The sequence below is a fragment of the Massilia sp. Bi118 genome, assembly GCF_918697865.1.
Taxonomy (GTDB): Bacteria; Pseudomonadota; Gammaproteobacteria; order Burkholderiales; family Burkholderiaceae_D; genus Telluria.
This window is the reverse complement of sequence record NZ_CAKKMV010000001.1, coordinates 375554-389150: the sequence shown is the minus strand read 5'-3', so window position 1 is coordinate 389150 and position 13597 is coordinate 375554. Positions and strand designations below refer to the sequence as shown.

General features: G+C 64.6%; 17 protein-coding genes and 1 other RNA gene. 9 read left to right on the top strand and 9 right to left on the bottom strand.

Annotated features, from left to right (window positions below; translation table 11 throughout):
• Positions 1 to 16: 16 nt before the first annotated feature.
• Complete coding sequence (locus LQV39_RS01685; protein WP_230019884.1) at positions 17 to 1096, top strand: serine hydrolase; 1080 nt, start codon at positions 17 to 19, stop codon at positions 1094 to 1096.
• A gap of 108 nt (positions 1097 to 1204) precedes the next feature.
• On the top strand, positions 1205 to 1408 hold the full coding sequence (locus LQV39_RS01680) for a hypothetical protein (RefSeq protein ID WP_230019883.1): 204 nt from the start codon (positions 1205 to 1207) through the stop codon (positions 1406 to 1408).
• Positions 1409 to 1413: 5 nt separating this feature from the next.
• On the opposite strand, the gene LQV39_RS01675 is transcribed toward LQV39_RS01680, so the two are convergent.
• On the bottom strand, positions 1414 to 2301 hold the full coding sequence (locus tag LQV39_RS01675) for an EamA family transporter (protein ID WP_230019882.1): 888 nt from the start codon (positions 2299 to 2301) through the stop codon (positions 1414 to 1416).
• Between the two features lie 33 nt (positions 2302 to 2334).
• Between LQV39_RS01675 and LQV39_RS01670 the strand changes: the two genes are divergently transcribed.
• On the top strand, positions 2335 to 3213 hold the full coding sequence (locus LQV39_RS01670; RefSeq protein WP_230019881.1) for a LysR family transcriptional regulator: 879 nt from the start codon (positions 2335 to 2337) through the stop codon (positions 3211 to 3213).
• On the opposite strand, the gene LQV39_RS01665 is transcribed toward LQV39_RS01670, so the two are convergent.
• From LQV39_RS01665 to LQV39_RS01645, 5 genes are all read right to left on the bottom strand, one after another.
• Positions 3214 to 4086 carry a PhzF family phenazine biosynthesis protein gene (locus tag LQV39_RS01665; RefSeq protein WP_230019880.1) on the bottom strand — a complete coding sequence of 291 codons (873 nt, stop codon included), beginning with the start codon at positions 4084 to 4086 and terminating at the stop codon, positions 3214 to 3216.
• A gap of 78 nt (positions 4087 to 4164) precedes the next feature.
• Positions 4165 to 4629 carry an EVE domain-containing protein gene (locus LQV39_RS01660; RefSeq protein ID WP_230019879.1) on the bottom strand — a complete coding sequence of 155 codons (465 nt, stop codon included), beginning with the start codon at positions 4627 to 4629 and terminating at the stop codon, positions 4165 to 4167.
• Positions 4630 to 4686: 57 nt separating this feature from the next.
• Positions 4687 to 4868, bottom strand: a non-coding RNA gene (ssrS, locus tag LQV39_RS01655) — 6S RNA.
• Positions 4869 to 4912: 44 nt separating this feature from the next.
• Positions 4913 to 5224, bottom strand: a complete 312-nt coding sequence (locus LQV39_RS01650) for a cell division protein ZapA (RefSeq protein ID WP_230019878.1) — start codon at positions 5222 to 5224, stop codon at positions 4913 to 4915.
• Positions 5221 to 5481 carry a hypothetical protein gene (locus tag LQV39_RS01645; protein ID WP_230019877.1) on the bottom strand — a complete coding sequence of 87 codons (261 nt, stop codon included), beginning with the start codon at positions 5479 to 5481 and terminating at the stop codon, positions 5221 to 5223. Before LQV39_RS01645 ends, LQV39_RS01650 begins: the two co-directional genes overlap by 4 nt.
• Before the next feature lie 286 nt (positions 5482 to 5767).
• On the opposite strand from LQV39_RS01645, the gene groES reads away from it, so the two are divergent.
• The 3 genes from groES (at position 5768) to LQV39_RS01630 (ending at position 8250) form a co-directional block, all read left to right on the top strand.
• Positions 5768 to 6058, top strand: a complete 291-nt coding sequence (groES, locus tag LQV39_RS01640; protein ID WP_052233260.1) for a co-chaperone GroES — start codon at positions 5768 to 5770, stop codon at positions 6056 to 6058.
• A gap of 36 nt (positions 6059 to 6094) precedes the next feature.
• Entirely contained in the window at positions 6095 to 7738 is a 1644-nt protein-coding gene (gene groL, locus LQV39_RS01635) for a chaperonin GroEL (RefSeq protein ID WP_230019876.1), read from the top strand.
• A 101-nt stretch (positions 7739 to 7839) separates the two neighbouring features.
• Complete coding sequence (locus LQV39_RS01630) at positions 7840 to 8250, top strand: hypothetical protein (protein WP_230019875.1); 411 nt, start codon at positions 7840 to 7842, stop codon at positions 8248 to 8250.
• 535 nt (positions 8251 to 8785) lie between these two features.
• Here the strand turns inward: LQV39_RS01630 and LQV39_RS01625 are convergent.
• Together LQV39_RS01625 and LQV39_RS01620 are read right to left on the bottom strand one after the other, a co-directional pair.
• A complete protein-coding gene (locus tag LQV39_RS01625) occupies positions 8786 to 9160 on the bottom strand; it encodes a penicillin-insensitive murein endopeptidase (protein ID WP_230019874.1) in 375 nt (124 codons plus the stop codon).
• Positions 9161 to 9170: 10 nt separating this feature from the next.
• Positions 9171 to 9668: a type VI secretion system tube protein Hcp gene (locus LQV39_RS01620; protein WP_230019873.1), complete on the bottom strand. Its 498-nt coding sequence runs from the start codon at positions 9666 to 9668 to the stop codon at positions 9171 to 9173.
• A 189-nt stretch (positions 9669 to 9857) separates the two neighbouring features.
• Between LQV39_RS01620 and LQV39_RS01615 the strand changes: the two genes are divergently transcribed.
• The 3 genes from LQV39_RS01615 to LQV39_RS01605 are packed head-to-tail and all read left to right on the top strand — an operon-like array spanning position 9858 to position 12654.
• Positions 9858 to 10949, top strand: coding sequence for an NAD(P)-dependent alcohol dehydrogenase (locus tag LQV39_RS01615; protein WP_230019872.1), 1092 nt, complete (start codon positions 9858 to 9860; stop codon positions 10947 to 10949).
• 10 nt (positions 10950 to 10959) lie between these two features.
• Entirely contained in the window at positions 10960 to 12177 is a 1218-nt protein-coding gene (locus tag LQV39_RS01610; RefSeq protein ID WP_230019871.1) for a LanC-like protein, read from the top strand.
• Between the two features lie 36 nt (positions 12178 to 12213).
• On the top strand, positions 12214 to 12654 hold the full coding sequence (locus tag LQV39_RS01605) for a hypothetical protein (RefSeq protein ID WP_230019870.1): 441 nt from the start codon (positions 12214 to 12216) through the stop codon (positions 12652 to 12654).
• 118 nt (positions 12655 to 12772) lie between these two features.
• Here LQV39_RS01605 and LQV39_RS01600 read toward each other — a convergent pair whose 3' ends face one another.
• The gene (locus tag LQV39_RS01600; RefSeq protein WP_230019869.1) at positions 12773 to 13561 is read right to left on the bottom strand and encodes a helix-turn-helix transcriptional regulator; all 789 of its coding nucleotides are present in this window, start codon (positions 13559 to 13561) and stop codon (positions 12773 to 12775) included.
• Between the last annotated feature and the right edge of the window lie 36 nt (positions 13562 to 13597).

The following is a 13597-nucleotide window of genomic DNA, read 5'->3' as shown; positions in this document are numbered from 1 at the left end:
GTCACAGCGACGACGCATGCGCCGCCGCCTCCTGATTGCCGCCGCCGTCCTGGCACTGGGCGGCTGCGCGAGCACGCCGCCGCAGCAAGACAAGGCCACCGAACTCGCCGCCGGCAAATTCAAGACCGCGCAGCAGGACGGTGTACTCCTCTTGCGGCCTGCGCGCGGCGCCACCTCACTGGTCACCGCCCGGGGCCAGGCCCGCATCGAACAGCCGCTCGCCAACGAGGCTCACACGCGCTTCCTGGTCGGCTCGATCTCCAAGTGGATCACCACGGTGGCGGTACTGCGCCTGATGGACCAGGGCCGCATAGAACTCGACAGCCCAATAACCGCCTACCTGCCCGAACTGCCGCGCGAAAGCGGCCGCGTCACCGTGCGGCATCTGCTGTCGAATACGAGCGGCATCCCGAACGGCCTGGCGCAAGCTTTGAAGCAGGACCGCGCCGCGACCGAAAGCTCGACACTCACGCCGTCCCAGGGCGCGCTGCGTTACGGCGCCGGCGCCCCGATCTTCGAGCCCGGCGCCAAGTTCGACTATTCCTTCACCAACTGGGTGCTGGTCGGCGCCATCGTCGAAAAAGTCACCGGCGAACCTTTCCAGCAAGCGGTCGCGCGCCTGGTGCTGCAACCGGCAGGCGTGCGTGACACCGGCTTCGCCGGCGAGACCTGGACCTCCCTGCCGCAAGCCGCCCTGGCCTACGACAAGCAAAAAGCAAAGCGCAAGATGAGCGCGATGCCGCCCATGGTCGCCGCCAGCGGCACGGTCTACAGCACCGCGGCCGACCTGGTCGCGATCGCCGATGCCGTGTATGCGGGCGATCTGTTGTCGAACAAGTCGCGCGCCGAACTGCTCACCGTGCAGCATGCGGAAGAAAACTATGCGCTGGGCGGCAGGGTCCGCGAAGTCGGCAGCGGTGCAGCGAAACGCAGGGTGATCTGGAACGGCGGCGTCATCGGCGGCTACAAGACCCTGCTGGTGTACGCGCCCGTAGACGGCGCCGCGGTGGTCCTGCTCAACAACACGGACATCGACCAATCCGACCAGAACAAGCTGGCGGAAGCCTTGTTGGACGAACTCTTACAAGCTCGCTAGGCGTCCTCCTGCACGCCCCGGCGGCGCCCTCCGCTGGCAGTGTCTTTAAACGATCCATGAGTTAAATGGAGCACCGTTCGTGGCCGCATGGGAATCTATCGTGGTCCCATGAAGCACGCCATCTCACCCAGAAAGCTGTACGCGATGCAGCGCATGTCGACCGCCCTGAAGCGGGCCGCCGCCGCGCGTCCGTTCGGCGCCGCCACCGACCAGGCCCTGCGCTGGGCCGCGGCCTGGGGCATGTGCGCCGGAATCCGCGCACCGCATACCCATTTGCGCATCCGGCGCGACACCCTGTCCGGCGCCTGCTGACACGCTCAGCGCGGCAGTGCGCTCCGGCCCAATAAAACCAGCCGCTCGCCGAAGAACATCACCGCGATGCCGGACAGGATGCAGCACGCAGCCAGCAGCCTGGCCGCAGCGATCGTCTCGCCGTAGACCAGCCAGGAGGTCAGCATGCCGGCCACCGGCACCAGCAGCGACAGCGGCGCGACCTGGCTGGCCGGGTAGGTCTTCAGCAGCGAATTCCACACCCAGTAGCCGAACAGCGTCGTCACCCAGGCCTGGAACAGCACCGAGAACACGGCTGTCGCGGACATCGCCGCAGCCATGCGGACGAAGGGCGCCGCGCCTTTGGTGGCCAGGGTCAGTGCTACCAGGGACAGCGTCGCGAAAGCGCAGGCCCAGACCAGGAAGGCGAACATGTCGTCCGGCCGCGCGCGCCGCACGATCACGTTGCACACGCTCCAGACGCCTGCCGCCAGCACGATCAGGGCGATGCCCCAGCCGGCGCCGCTGCCGATACTCGACGCGACGATGATCGCCAGGCCGGCGAAGGCCAGCGCCATGCCGGCCCACTGGCGCGCGGCGATGCGTTCGCCCAGCACCGCGGCGGCAAGCAGGATGGTGAAGAAGGCGCTCATCTGCAGCAGCAGCGAGGCCAGCCCCGCCGGCACGCCGACGAACATGCCCAGGTTGACCATGCCCCAGAAGCCGCCGCCGAACAGGGCGCCGTAGCCCGCCACATAGCGCAGCGGCGTGGCGGGACGCGGCAATAGAAATATGAGCGGGAACGCGCTGAGGAAGAAGCGCGCGCAGGCCAGCGCGAAGGGATCGACGTCGGCCAGGCCGAGCCGGATGACGGAGAAATTCGCGCCCCAGATGAGGGCGACGAGAATGCCGAGAAGGAGATCTTTGACTGCCATATCGTTCTTTCGTGATGGTTATAAAATAGGCGGATGGACATCCACCAGCTGAAGTCATTGGTCACCATCGCCCGCTGCGGCACCGTCGCGCGGGCGGCGGAACTGCTGCACCTGAGCCAGCCGGCGATCAGCGCCCACATCAAGCAGCTCGAAGAGGAGCTGCGCGTGCGCCTGTTCGACCGCCACGCCAAGGGGATGCAGCTGACCGCCGCCGGCGAGGCGGTGTTCGGCCACGCCAAGCGCGCCCTGCACGCGGTGGACGCGATCCGCGACGAGGCCAATACCCTGAACGGCGAAGTGGCCGGGGAACTGGTGATCGGCACCGTCAACGACCCCGCCTTCCTGCGCCTGCCGGCCTTCCTGCGCCACATGCGCGAAGCCGCGCCCCACGTGGTGCTGTCGCTGGTGCAGACGACCTCCGGCGCGGTGCTGAAGAACATCGAGGATGGCGTGCTCGACGCCGGCTTCGTCGAGGGCAATCTGGACGGGATGGCGCTCGATACGACCCTGCTGCGGCGGGCAGAATTCGTGGTCGGCTACCCGGCCGCCTGGCAGGACCGCGTCGACGCCGGCGGCCTGGCCGGCGCCCTCGCCCTGCCCTGGATCGGCACTTCCGACGACTGCTCCTTCTTCCGCCTGACGACGGCGCTGTTCGCGAAGCACGGCCTCCCCTTCGCGCCCGCCATCCGCACCGACGATGAAAGCCTGCTGCTCGAACTGGTGGGCCAGGAAACCGGCCTTTCGCTGATCCGCCGCGACCTGCTGGAGAAGCCCGGCGCCGGCGACGCCGTGCGCATCCTCGAAGGCGTAACGGTGGACGCCGGCGTGCACTTCGCGAGCGCCATCGATCCCGCCAAACCGAGCCTGCTGCGTGTCGCCCGGCGCGCAGTGCAGCGCGCCTGGCAAGACTGACTACACGACCACGTTCAAGGCGCTGACGACCCTGGCGCTGCCGCCGGCGTACAGGCCGGCGATCCGCCCTTCCTCCAGCCGCAGTTCGACCGCGATGCGCGAGGGCGAAGGCTCGCGCATGAAGGCGCCCTGCCGGATCTGCATCGCGGTGTCACGCACGCCCAGGCGGTCGTACAGGTAGCAGGCCAGCGGCCCGGCGGCCATGCCGGTCGCGGCTTCTTCCTCGATGCCGTAGGCCGGCCCGAACATGCGGGTGGTCGCCGCGAACTCAGGGTCGTCGGTCGCGAAGACGTAGTAACCGATCGCGCCGAAGGCTTCGCTCACAAGCGCGATCTCGCCCATGTCGGGCGCCAGCGTGGCGAGCACCGCGCTCGAGCGCGCATGCACCAGCACGAAACGGTTGCCGGTGCCGACCACGCAAGGCGATGCCAGGACGTCCGCGGGACCGAGCCCCAGGCTGGCGAGGATGCGGGCGCCCGTCACGGCCGGCGGAAAGTCCGCCTCGTCGACGCAGGTGGGGGCGCGCTGCTCCATGAAGGCCTGCTCGCCGCGCAGCACGATGCGGCGGTTACCGTCGATGGTCTCCTTGGAAGATTCGGGACCGCTTACCAGCCCGCGCTGGGACAGCAGGGCGAAGGTGGCGATGGTGGCGTGGCCGCAGTGGGCGATCTGGCGGCTGGGGGTGAAGAATTCGAGCTTGACACCGGCGACCCTGGACGCCGAGACGAAGGCGGTTTCGGACAGGCCGGCCAGCCTGGCGATGGCCTGCTTCTGCTGCGCGGACAGGGCGTCGGCGTCGAGCACCACGCCGGCCGGATTGCCGCCGCGGCCGCCGTCGACGAAGGCGTTCACGATGTTGACGATAGCTGCCATGACTGCTCCTTGGATGAGGGAGCAGCTACTCTACGGGGCGCCGCGCGGGCGCGTCCAATCAGGTTTTGCGGCCTGGCCTCAGGATTCCTGAAGGAGCCGTTGTTCGATGAAGCGCCATTCCGCCGGCTCGACCGGCGTGACCGACAGGCGGCTGCCTTTCGCCAGCAGGCGCATGCCTTCGAGTTCCGGATGGCTGCGCAGTTCGGCCAGCGGCACCAGCCGCGTGGTGCGCAGGTGGCGGATGTCGACGCTGTCCCAGCGCGGGGTCTCCGGCGTGGCCTTGGCGTCGAAATAGGGGCTGGCGGCGTCGAACTGGGTGGCGTCCGGATAGGCGTCGCCGACGATCTCCACGATGCCGGCGATGCCGATGTTGGCGCAGCTGGAGTGGTAGAAGAAAGCCTGGTCGCCGGGCCGCATCTCGCGCATGAAATTACGGGCCTGGTAGTTGCGAACGCCGAACCAGGCGACTGTCTTGTCCTTTGCGGCCGCCACGTCGTCGATACTGACTTCGTCGGGTTCGGATTTCATCAACCAGTAGCGCATGCGCTTCGCTCCAAAAATAAAAAAGCGGCTGCGCATCAAGTACGCAGCCGCTCCGAATTATGCCCCGCCTGTGCCGTTTTTGCCGGCATCCCGAACCTAAGCGGCTCAAGGTGGTCACAGTCAGCTCAATTTCGGGTTCGTCAAACTAGTGACGATCACGCCCACCAAGCATATCCCGCAACCTATGCGAATGAATGGTTCAAGGAATATATGGCAAATCTCGAACACCGCAGGGTAGACGGCAGTTTACTACGATGAACTGCCATGTCAAACGAATTCCGGCTCAGGCGAGATTTTCTTGCGGCGCCAGAGCCTGATCCAACACCGAATGCATGGCTTCCAGTTTCTGCTTGACTTCCAACATGGACTGGTCCCCGAGCGGGCCTTGCGGCGACTTCACGGACAGGAATTCGGCAGTCACCGACAGCGCAGCCATGACGGCGATGCGGTCGGTGCCCTTCACCTTGCCCGAGTCGCGCAGTGCGCACATCTTGGTGTCGAGGTAATGCACGGCTTCGCGCAAGGTTTGCTGCTCGCCCTCGCGGCAGGCCAGGCGGTAGGCCTGGCCCATGATCAATACGTCCAGGTGGATCATCGTGCGGCCTCGGCGTCGTCGGGGTTGGCGGATGCGTCGTCGCCGGCGCCATCGTCATCGGCATCGCCGGGTTCGAGCTGGACCAGCATCGCTTCGACTCTATGCTGGGCCTGCAGCAGCCGGTGCTTGAAATCGAGGTTTTCGGCGCTCAGCAGGGCATTGGCCTGGCGCAGCAGGTAGTTCTCGCTACGCAGCGACTGGGTCAGCTGGGCGAGCCGATCGATTTTATCGGACAGTTCTTGGAATTCGGAAATCATTCAACACTATAGGATCGGGAGCGATTCTTCGTCAACAGGATGCGTTCCGTGCGCAGGATTTAAAAAATGGGTGGTAGGCTTCTGCGCTTCCTTGCGCCAGGCCAGGTCATCCGCTTGCGCAAGCACAAAAAAGTCTGCCAAATCGCCAACATGGCCGCTTGAAATGCCCCATTATCGTCCCTATAATTAGCACTCGTTAGTGAGGAGTGCTAACAGCCCCTCACCCGCCGCCGAAACCGGGGCGGTTTTCAAACGAACAGTCAATCAACACACAAAGGAGTTTTGCATGAACCTTCGCCCATTGCACGATCGCGTGATCGTGAAGCGTCTCGACCAGGAAACCAAAACTGCGTCCGGCCTGATCATCCCCGATGCAGCGGCCGAGAAACCGGACCAGGGTGAGATTCTCGCCGTGGGCAACGGCAAAGTGCAAGAAAACGGCAACGTCCGTCCGCTGGAAGTGAAAGTCGGCGACCGCGTTCTGTTCGGCAAGTACTCGGGCCAGACCGTCAAGGTCAACGGCGAGGAACTGCTGGTCATGCGCGAAGAAGACATCATGGCCGTCGTGGCCCAGTAATCAGTCCAACACTTTCCGATACGGAGAATTAATAAAATGGCAGCTAAAGACGTAATTTTCGGCGATGTGGCACGCGCCAAGATGGTTGAGGGCGTGAACATCCTGGCCAACGCAGTCAAAGTCACCCTGGGCCCGAAAGGCCGCAACGTGGTGCTGGACCGTTCGTTCGGCGCCCCGACCGTCACCAAGGACGGCGTCTCGGTCGCGAAAGAGATCGAGCTGAAAGACAAGCTCATGAACATGGGCGCGCAGATGGTCAAGGAAGTCGCTTCGAAGACCAGCGACAACGCCGGTGACGGCACCACCACCGCGACCGTGCTGGCACAAGCCATCGTGCGCGAAGGCATGAAGTTCGTTGCCGCCGGCATGAACCCGATGGACCTGAAGCGCGGCATCGACAAGGCCGTCGCCGCCACCGTCGAAGAACTGAAGAAGATTGCCAAGCCGACCACCACCTCGAAAGAGATCGCCCAGGTCGGCACCATCTCGGCCAACTCGGATTCGTCCGTTGGCGAGCGCATCGCCGAGGCGATGGAAAAAGTCGGCAAGGAAGGCGTCATCACCGTCGAAGACGGCAAGTCGCTGAACGACGAGCTGGACATCGTCGAAGGCATGCAGTTCGACCGCGGCTACCTGTCGCCCTACTTCATCAACAACCCGGACAAGCAGGTTGCCGTTCACGAGAACCCGTTCGTCCTGCTGTGCGACAAGAAGATCTCGAACATCCGTGACCTGCTGCCGGTGCTGGAGCAAGTCGCCAAGGCCGGCCGTCCGCTGGTCATCGTCGCCGAAGACATCGACGGCGAAGCGCTGGCAACCCTGGTGGTCAACAACATCCGTGGCATCCTGAAGACCGTCGCCGTCAAGGCCCCGGGCTTCGGCGACCGCCGCAAGGCCATGCTGGAAGACATCGCCATCCTGACCGGCGGCCAGGTCATCGCTGAAGAAGTCGGCCTGACCCTGGAAAAAGTCACCCTGAACGAACTGGGCCAGGCGAAGCGCATCGAAGTCGGCAAGGAAAACACCATCATCATCGATGGCGCCGGCGCCGCTGAAAGCATCGAGGCACGCGTCAAGATGATCCGCGTCCAGATCGAAGAAGCGACCTCGGACTACGACCGCGAAAAACTGCAAGAGCGCGTGGCCAAGCTGGCCGGCGGCGTTGCCGTGATCCGCGTCGGTGCAGCCACCGAAGTCGAGATGAAAGAGAAGAAAGCACGCGTGGAAGACGCGCTGCACGCTACCCGCGCTGCCGTCGAAGAAGGCATCGTTCCTGGCGGCGGCGTGGCCCTGCTGCGCGCCCGCGCTGCACTGAACGTGCAAGGCGACAACCCGGACCAGGAAGCCGGCATCAAGATTGTCCTGCGCGCAATGGAAGAGCCGCTGCGCATGATCGTCCAGAACGCCGGTGAAGAGCCGTCGGTCGTCGTGTCGGGCGTGCTGGCAGGCAGCGGCAACTACGGCTACAACGCCGCCAACGGCACCTACGGCGACATGGTCGAAATGGGCGTGCTGGATCCGGCCAAGGTCACCCGCTCGGCGCTGCAGAACGCAGCCTCGATCGCCGGCCTGATGCTGACCACCGACTGCATGGTCTCCGAGATCGCCGAAGACAAGCCGGCCGGCGGCATGGGCGGCATGGGCGGTATGGGCGGCATGGGCATGGACGGCATGATGTAATCAAGCCGGACGGCTTCACAGCCAACCGAGTAGTAAAGTAAGGCCCGCGGGGTTTGCGCCCCGCGGGCTTTTTTCATTCCGGGAGGCAGGCGATGACAGCTGTGAAACTGGACGAACTGGAGAACGCGGCCATCCTGGTCGACGATGGCGAAGGCAGCGCGAAGGCGCTCGTTGCACGCGACACCGGCATGATCCATCTGCTCAACGACGAGTACATGGATGAGGAGGCGCCGCTGCCGGGCCAGATCGAGGCCGGCGGCAACTATGTGCCGGTGCCGGCCGCCAGCGAGCTCGGCCTGGGCCGGGCGCTGATGCAGCGTTTCGGCGCCGGCCATCTGGCGGGCGATCAACAGCGGCTGCAGGAAATCTTTGCCCGGCAGGATCCTTACGACCGCTTTTCCCGCCTGCTCGAGGAGCGCGGGTTGCTGGATGCATGGTACGGTTTCCGGGAGAAAGAAACCCGGGTCGCGCTGGAGGCCTGGTGCCGGCAGCACGGGTTGATTTTTCAGTGATTCCGGCAGCGCTTAGCAGGTGGCCCCGTTGATACTCTTACCGGTTGGGACGTTAAGGCCCAAATAGCAAGAATATCCATCGCTTTTGGTATAAGTACAGGAAAGATCGCCTTTATTCCGCTCTCGGTAATCCTCAGCGCCGCTACAAGGGGTCTTTGTGTCCGGCCCAATCTGGTCGAACAGCTCCTTCGCTAGGGGCTCCTTGAACATGAACGCCACCTTCCGGTCCTTTTTCGTTGGCGGCACCATGTCACCCAACTCACCGCCGTATATCTGGTAGTCGCCCTTCAGTGGCTTTGGGCTACCGTCCCAAGTTTCCCGCCTCTCGGCGGCTTGGGCCAGCGAACATAGGGCAAGCACACCCACGACAAACTTCAAACACGTTCTCATGATGCGTACCTCGGCCAGAGTTCAACATGGAAATGGTCGTTATGGTTGATGACGGATTTCACGCGGGCTGGACCTAGTGCTTTTTGTACTATCTCGTCATTGAAAAAAACGATCCTCGTCCATGGGTGATCCAGGAACAGACGAATCAACATAATTGTTGCCTCCTGGTCGTACACACCTTGTCCCGATAGGTGCAGCGAGCGCTTTGGCCCGTCACGTAGTCTTTACGCACAGGGCGGCAATCCATCTCAATACCTTGCCGGTGTGTCTTGTGCTTGTCGAACGCTTCACCTCCGTCGATGCTGATGCTCCCGATCCCAAACTTTCGATCACACATGGCCTGCCACTCCCGCTCGATCTGGAAAATATAGGTGAGCATATTGGGGTGAGCATACTGAGCAAGGCGACCAGTACCGGACACTCCATGCAGGTTACCGTACACGTAATAGCCCGCCTGTTCGGGCGCCTGCGGCAACATGAAGTAGCCACGCCGGTCTTTCGGTTGAATTGGAACGACCATGGTCAGCTCCTCACGCGCAGGTTTTCCGGCAAGCCAAGTCCCAGCCGCCGGTCGTACTGCCGCCGCTGCCGCCGCCGATCTTCTGCTGCGTGTACGACCACTTCACCTTCGAGAAGCACATGCCGATCTCGTCCTGGACGATGCCGCCGCCGTCGCGCATCACCTGGTCCATGTGGGACAACATCACATTCTCCAGCTCGACTTGGTAGTACCTCACCGGCTTGCCGTCGCCATCGGCGCGCATGAATTCGATCCTGGCCTTGGGAATTGTCTTGCCGGTCGAGCAGTGCTGCATCAGAACCGGCGAGGCGAGATCAACGAGCTTGGTGAAGCTCAGGGTCCGGTGCTCGGCATGACCAACGGTGTGGCCGCCTGCGGTGGACACGCTGGAACTTCGGGGCTGCGTCACGCCCCAATGAGCCGAGGTGAGCTCGATCCAGCCCTGGTGGCCCGCGTCGGCCGATTCACCCTTGATGCCATCGATTTGCAAATATGCGTCAGCTGCCATTCCTGTCTCCTATTGGTTGAGTGCATCGGCGATTCTTGCTTGCCAGGCACTGCTATGGCTTGAGGGGACGCAACGCATCAATCTGCTGGAAACTCGACGCGCAAATTTGACGAATCTAAGCGCGCAACCTAACAGACCCGAGCCCGCCTCTCCCCTACTGTGTTCAGACTTTTCACATGGGGAGGGAACATGATCAAGGTCACCGGTTACGCGGCGAAGCACTCGTTCAGCCGCCTGAAAAAATACGAATTCGAGCGCGAGGATGCCAAGGCGCATGAGGTCGAGATCGAGGTGCTGTACTGCGGCGTCTGCCATTCGGACATCCACCAGGTCAAGAACGAGTGGCACAACACGGTCTATCCCTGCGTGCCGGGACATGAAATCGTCGGCCGCGTGACCAGGGTCGGGCCGGCCGTGCGCAAGCATGCGGTGGGCGACCTGGTCGGCGTCGGCTGCATGATCGACAGCTGCGGCAAGTGCGAAGCCTGCTCCAGCGGCGACCAGAACTACTGCATGGCGCCCAACAGCTGGCTGGCCACCTACAACGGTCCGATGCAGCCGAAGAGCAAAGTCGGCGAGAACATCTACGGCGTCGACAACACCTTCGGCGGCTATTCCAGCATGCTGGTGGTGAAGGAAGACTTCGTGCTGAAGATCCCGGCCCAGCTGAAGCCCGAAGTGGCCGCGCCCATCCTGTGCGCCGGCGTCACCACCTACTCGCCGCTGAAGCACTGGGGCGTCAAGGCCGGCGACAAGGTCGGCATCATCGGCATGGGCGGCCTGGGCCACATGGCCGCCAAGATCGCCAAGGCCATGGGCGCCGAGGTGACGATGTTCACGACGACGAAAGAGAAGATCGAGGAAGCGAAGAAGCTGGGCGTGGACGCCGTCATCGAAGACGACAAGAAGGCCCTGAAGGACCTGGAGGCGAGCTTCGACTTCATGCTGTCGACGGTGCCGGAAAAGCACGACATCAACAACTACGTCCAGCTGCTCAAGCGGAACGCCGCGCTGGTGCTGGTCGGCGCGCTGGAGCCAATGGCGCCGGTCGACAACATGCAGGTGGCTTTCAAGCGCCGCACCGTTGCCGGTTCGCTGATCGGCAACCTGGCCGAGACCCAGGAAGTGCTGGACTTCTGCGCCCAGCACAACATCGGCCCGGACGTCGAGATGATCCGCATCCAGGACATCAACGACGCGTACAAAAAAGTCGAGCAGGGCGACGTGCGCTTCCGCTATGTGATCGACATGGCGTCGCTGAAGGAGGAGATGGGCGAGTAGAATCACGCCCATGCTCTACGACCCCACCCGCCATGAAGCCCTGGACCCGCGCCCCTGGGACGAAGCCCGCGCGCGGGCTGCCATCGCGGACATCGTCGCCGGCACCGAAGCCCGCTTCGACGCCGGCAGCTACTGGCCCCTGCACCCGCTCGACCGCGAAGGCGATGGCCCGGACATGGTCGAGACGCCGCTCTACCACGGCGCCGCCGGTGTCGTCTGGGCCCTGCACTACCTGCAGGATTGCGGCGCAGTGCGCCTGTCGCGCGATTACCTGGCCGGTGTCGGGCATCTGCTGGCCGCCAACCGCGGCTGGCTCGATGCGCAGGGGCTGGCCGGCGAACGCGCCTCCTGGCTGATGGGCGACACGCCGATCCTGATGATGGCCCTGGCGCGCGAACCGGGCGACACCCGCCATACGCAGGCGCTGCACGAACGCATCGCCGGCAACATCGAACACCCGGCGCGCGAACTGATGTGGGGCGCGCCGGGCACCCTGCTGGCCGCACTCTTCCTCCACGAACGCAGCGGCGATCCATCCTGGGCCGCACTGTTCCGCGCCACCGCCGACACCCTGTGGCGGCAGCTCGCATGGTCCGAGGAACACGGCTGCGCCTACTGGACCCAGGAGCTGTACGGCCGCCGCTCGAGCTACCTGGATGCGGTCCACGGTTTCATCGCCGCCGCCGTGCCGCTGATCCGCGGCCGCCATCTGCTCGACGACGACCGCTGGGAAGAATGGCGGCGCTGTATCGCCAGCACCGTGCGCCGCACGGCCGACCTCGAAGGGACGCAGGCCAACTGGCGCCCGCAGCTGTTCGGCACGCAAAGGGAAGCGGACAAGAAGCTGCTGCAGTTCTGCCATGGGGCGCCGGGCTTCGTAATCTGCCTGGCCGGCTTTCCCGGCGAGGAACTCGACGATCTGCTGCTGGCCGCCGGCGAGACCGTGTGGGCGGCCGGGCCGCTCGCGAAGGGTTCGAACCTGTGCCACGGCACCGGCGGCAACGGCTATGCCCTGCTGGTCCTGTACCAACGCACCGGCGACCCGCGCTGGCTCGAGCGGGCGCGCGCCTTCGCCATGCACGGTATCCATCAGGTGGAACGCGATGCCGCGCACTATGGCCAGGGCCGCTATTCGCTGTGGACCGGCGACCCCGGTTTCGCCATCTACCTGTGGGATTGCCTCCGCGCGGAAGCGGACTTTCCGACCCTCGACGTGTTCCAGCGATAAGTTGCTGTGAGACTATGCTGGGTGTAGACTGCTTCAATGTCTATCCATCCTGCCCGCCTGCTCGGCGCCACCGCCCTCGCCCTCTGCGCCCTTGCCGCCTGCAAGCGCGAAGCACCGCCGCCGCCCAAACCGGCCGCTGTCGAAGCCCCCGCCGCGCCTGCGCGCACGCGCGACCAGGCCATCGCCCAGCTGATGGCGGTGCCGGAGCTGAAAGCATGGTCGGAGCAGATCGAAAAGGATTCGCGCGGCAAGGTGCACGGCGCCGTGATCGAGGACGATCCGGCGCCGCGCATCATCGAGGGCAAGCCCTACTACCAGCTCAGCTTCGTGGAAAACCGCAAGCAGAACGTGCACCGCCGCGCCAGCTTCCTCGTCGCCAAGACCGGCGAGGACATCCTGGTCGAGGATGCGGAAACCGATACGCTGCAGTCGCTGGCTGAGTGGCGGCGGAATATCAAGCGCATCGAGTTGAAGTGAACTTGATCCCGCGCAAACCTCCTGCGCGATGACGCGCTTATCGTAGTCAGCGCCGCTGGCCGCGAGGTGCTGCCGCATGCGAGTGCGACAGTGCCACTCCTCCCCCGGCCGGCGGCGCCTATTTTTTCCATTCGGCCAAATAATGCTGCGGCGTCCTGCCCAGCAAACGCCTGAACATGCTCGTGAACGCGCTCGGGCTGGCATAGCCCAGCGTGCGCGCCACTGCCCCCACGCTTTCGCCGCGCGCCAGCATCTCGAAGGCGTGCGCCAAATGCACCTGCTGGACCCACTGGCGGTAGTGCAGTCCGGTCTCCTTCGGGAACAGGCGGATCAGCGTGCGCGCGCTGGCGCCGGCGTCGAGTGCCAGGTCGTCCAGCCGGCGCGGGCTGCCGGGCCGCGCCATGATTTCCGTGCACAGGGCCTGCAGGCGGCGGTCGCGCGGCCAGGGGACGGCGATCGGCACTGTCTCCATGGCTGCCAGCTCGGACAGGATCAGGCGCGCCAGGTCGGCGCCGCGGCTCTCCGGCGGATAGTCGACCGGCTCCGCAGCCAGCGCCAGGATCAGCTCGCGCAGCAGCGGGCTCACTTCGAGCACCTTGCAATCGGCAACCAGGCTGCCGGCCGCTTCGGCGTCGATGTAGAGGGTGCGCATGTTGACCTTGCTGAGCATGGTCAGCTCGTGCAGCACGCCGGGCGCGATCAGCAGCGCGCGGCGCGGCGGGATGATCCACACGCCGTGCTCGGTCCGCACGCGCATCGTGCCGCCGCTGGCGTAGAGCAGCTGGACCCAGGGATGGCTGTGGGCCTCGATCATGTCGCCGTGCCGGGCTTCGGAAGGCACCGCGGTGACGCTGCGCGGCAGCGCACTGAAGCGTTGACGATAGCGGGGAGAAGGCTTCAGTGTCACTTGGGCGACGATTAATGGAATATGCGTTCGGATTGC

Bases quoted from the DNA above. Each gene is read 5' to 3' on its own strand.
- LQV39_RS01605 (WP_230019870.1), top strand. From the start codon at position 12,214: ATGTCTATCCATCCTGCCCGCCTGCTCGGCGCCACCGCCCTCGCCCTC.
- LQV39_RS01685 (WP_230019884.1), top strand. From the start codon at position 17: ATGCGCCGCCGCCTCCTGATTGCCGCCGCCGTCCTGGCACTGGGCGGC.
- LQV39_RS01665 (WP_230019880.1), bottom strand. From the start codon at position 4,086: ATGGCAGCTATCGTCAACATCGTGAACGCCTTCGTCGACGGCGGCCGC.
- LQV39_RS01620 (WP_230019873.1), bottom strand. From the start codon at position 9,668: ATGGCAGCTGACGCATATTTGCAAATCGATGGCATCAAGGGTGAATCG.
- LQV39_RS01675 (WP_230019882.1), bottom strand. From the start codon at position 2,301: ATGGCAGTCAAAGATCTCCTTCTCGGCATTCTCGTCGCCCTCATCTGG.
- LQV39_RS01660 (WP_230019879.1), bottom strand. From the start codon at position 4,629: ATGCGCTACTGGTTGATGAAATCCGAACCCGACGAAGTCAGTATCGAC.
- LQV39_RS01650 (WP_230019878.1), bottom strand. From the start codon at position 5,224: ATGATCCACCTGGACGTATTGATCATGGGCCAGGCCTACCGCCTGGCC.
- LQV39_RS01615 (WP_230019872.1), top strand. From the start codon at position 9,858: ATGATCAAGGTCACCGGTTACGCGGCGAAGCACTCGTTCAGCCGCCTG.
- LQV39_RS01645 (WP_230019877.1), bottom strand. From the start codon at position 5,481: ATGATTTCCGAATTCCAAGAACTGTCCGATAAAATCGATCGGCTCGCC.
- LQV39_RS01625 (WP_230019874.1), bottom strand. From the start codon at position 9,160: ATGGTCGTTCCAATTCAACCGAAAGACCGGCGTGGCTACTTCATGTTG.
- LQV39_RS01680 (WP_230019883.1), top strand. From the start codon at position 1,205: ATGAAGCACGCCATCTCACCCAGAAAGCTGTACGCGATGCAGCGCATG.
- LQV39_RS01670 (WP_230019881.1), top strand. From the start codon at position 2,335: ATGGACATCCACCAGCTGAAGTCATTGGTCACCATCGCCCGCTGCGGC.
- groL (WP_230019876.1), top strand. From the start codon at position 6,095: ATGGCAGCTAAAGACGTAATTTTCGGCGATGTGGCACGCGCCAAGATG.
- groES (WP_052233260.1), top strand. From the start codon at position 5,768: ATGAACCTTCGCCCATTGCACGATCGCGTGATCGTGAAGCGTCTCGAC.
- LQV39_RS01610 (WP_230019871.1), top strand. From the start codon at position 10,960: ATGCTCTACGACCCCACCCGCCATGAAGCCCTGGACCCGCGCCCCTGG.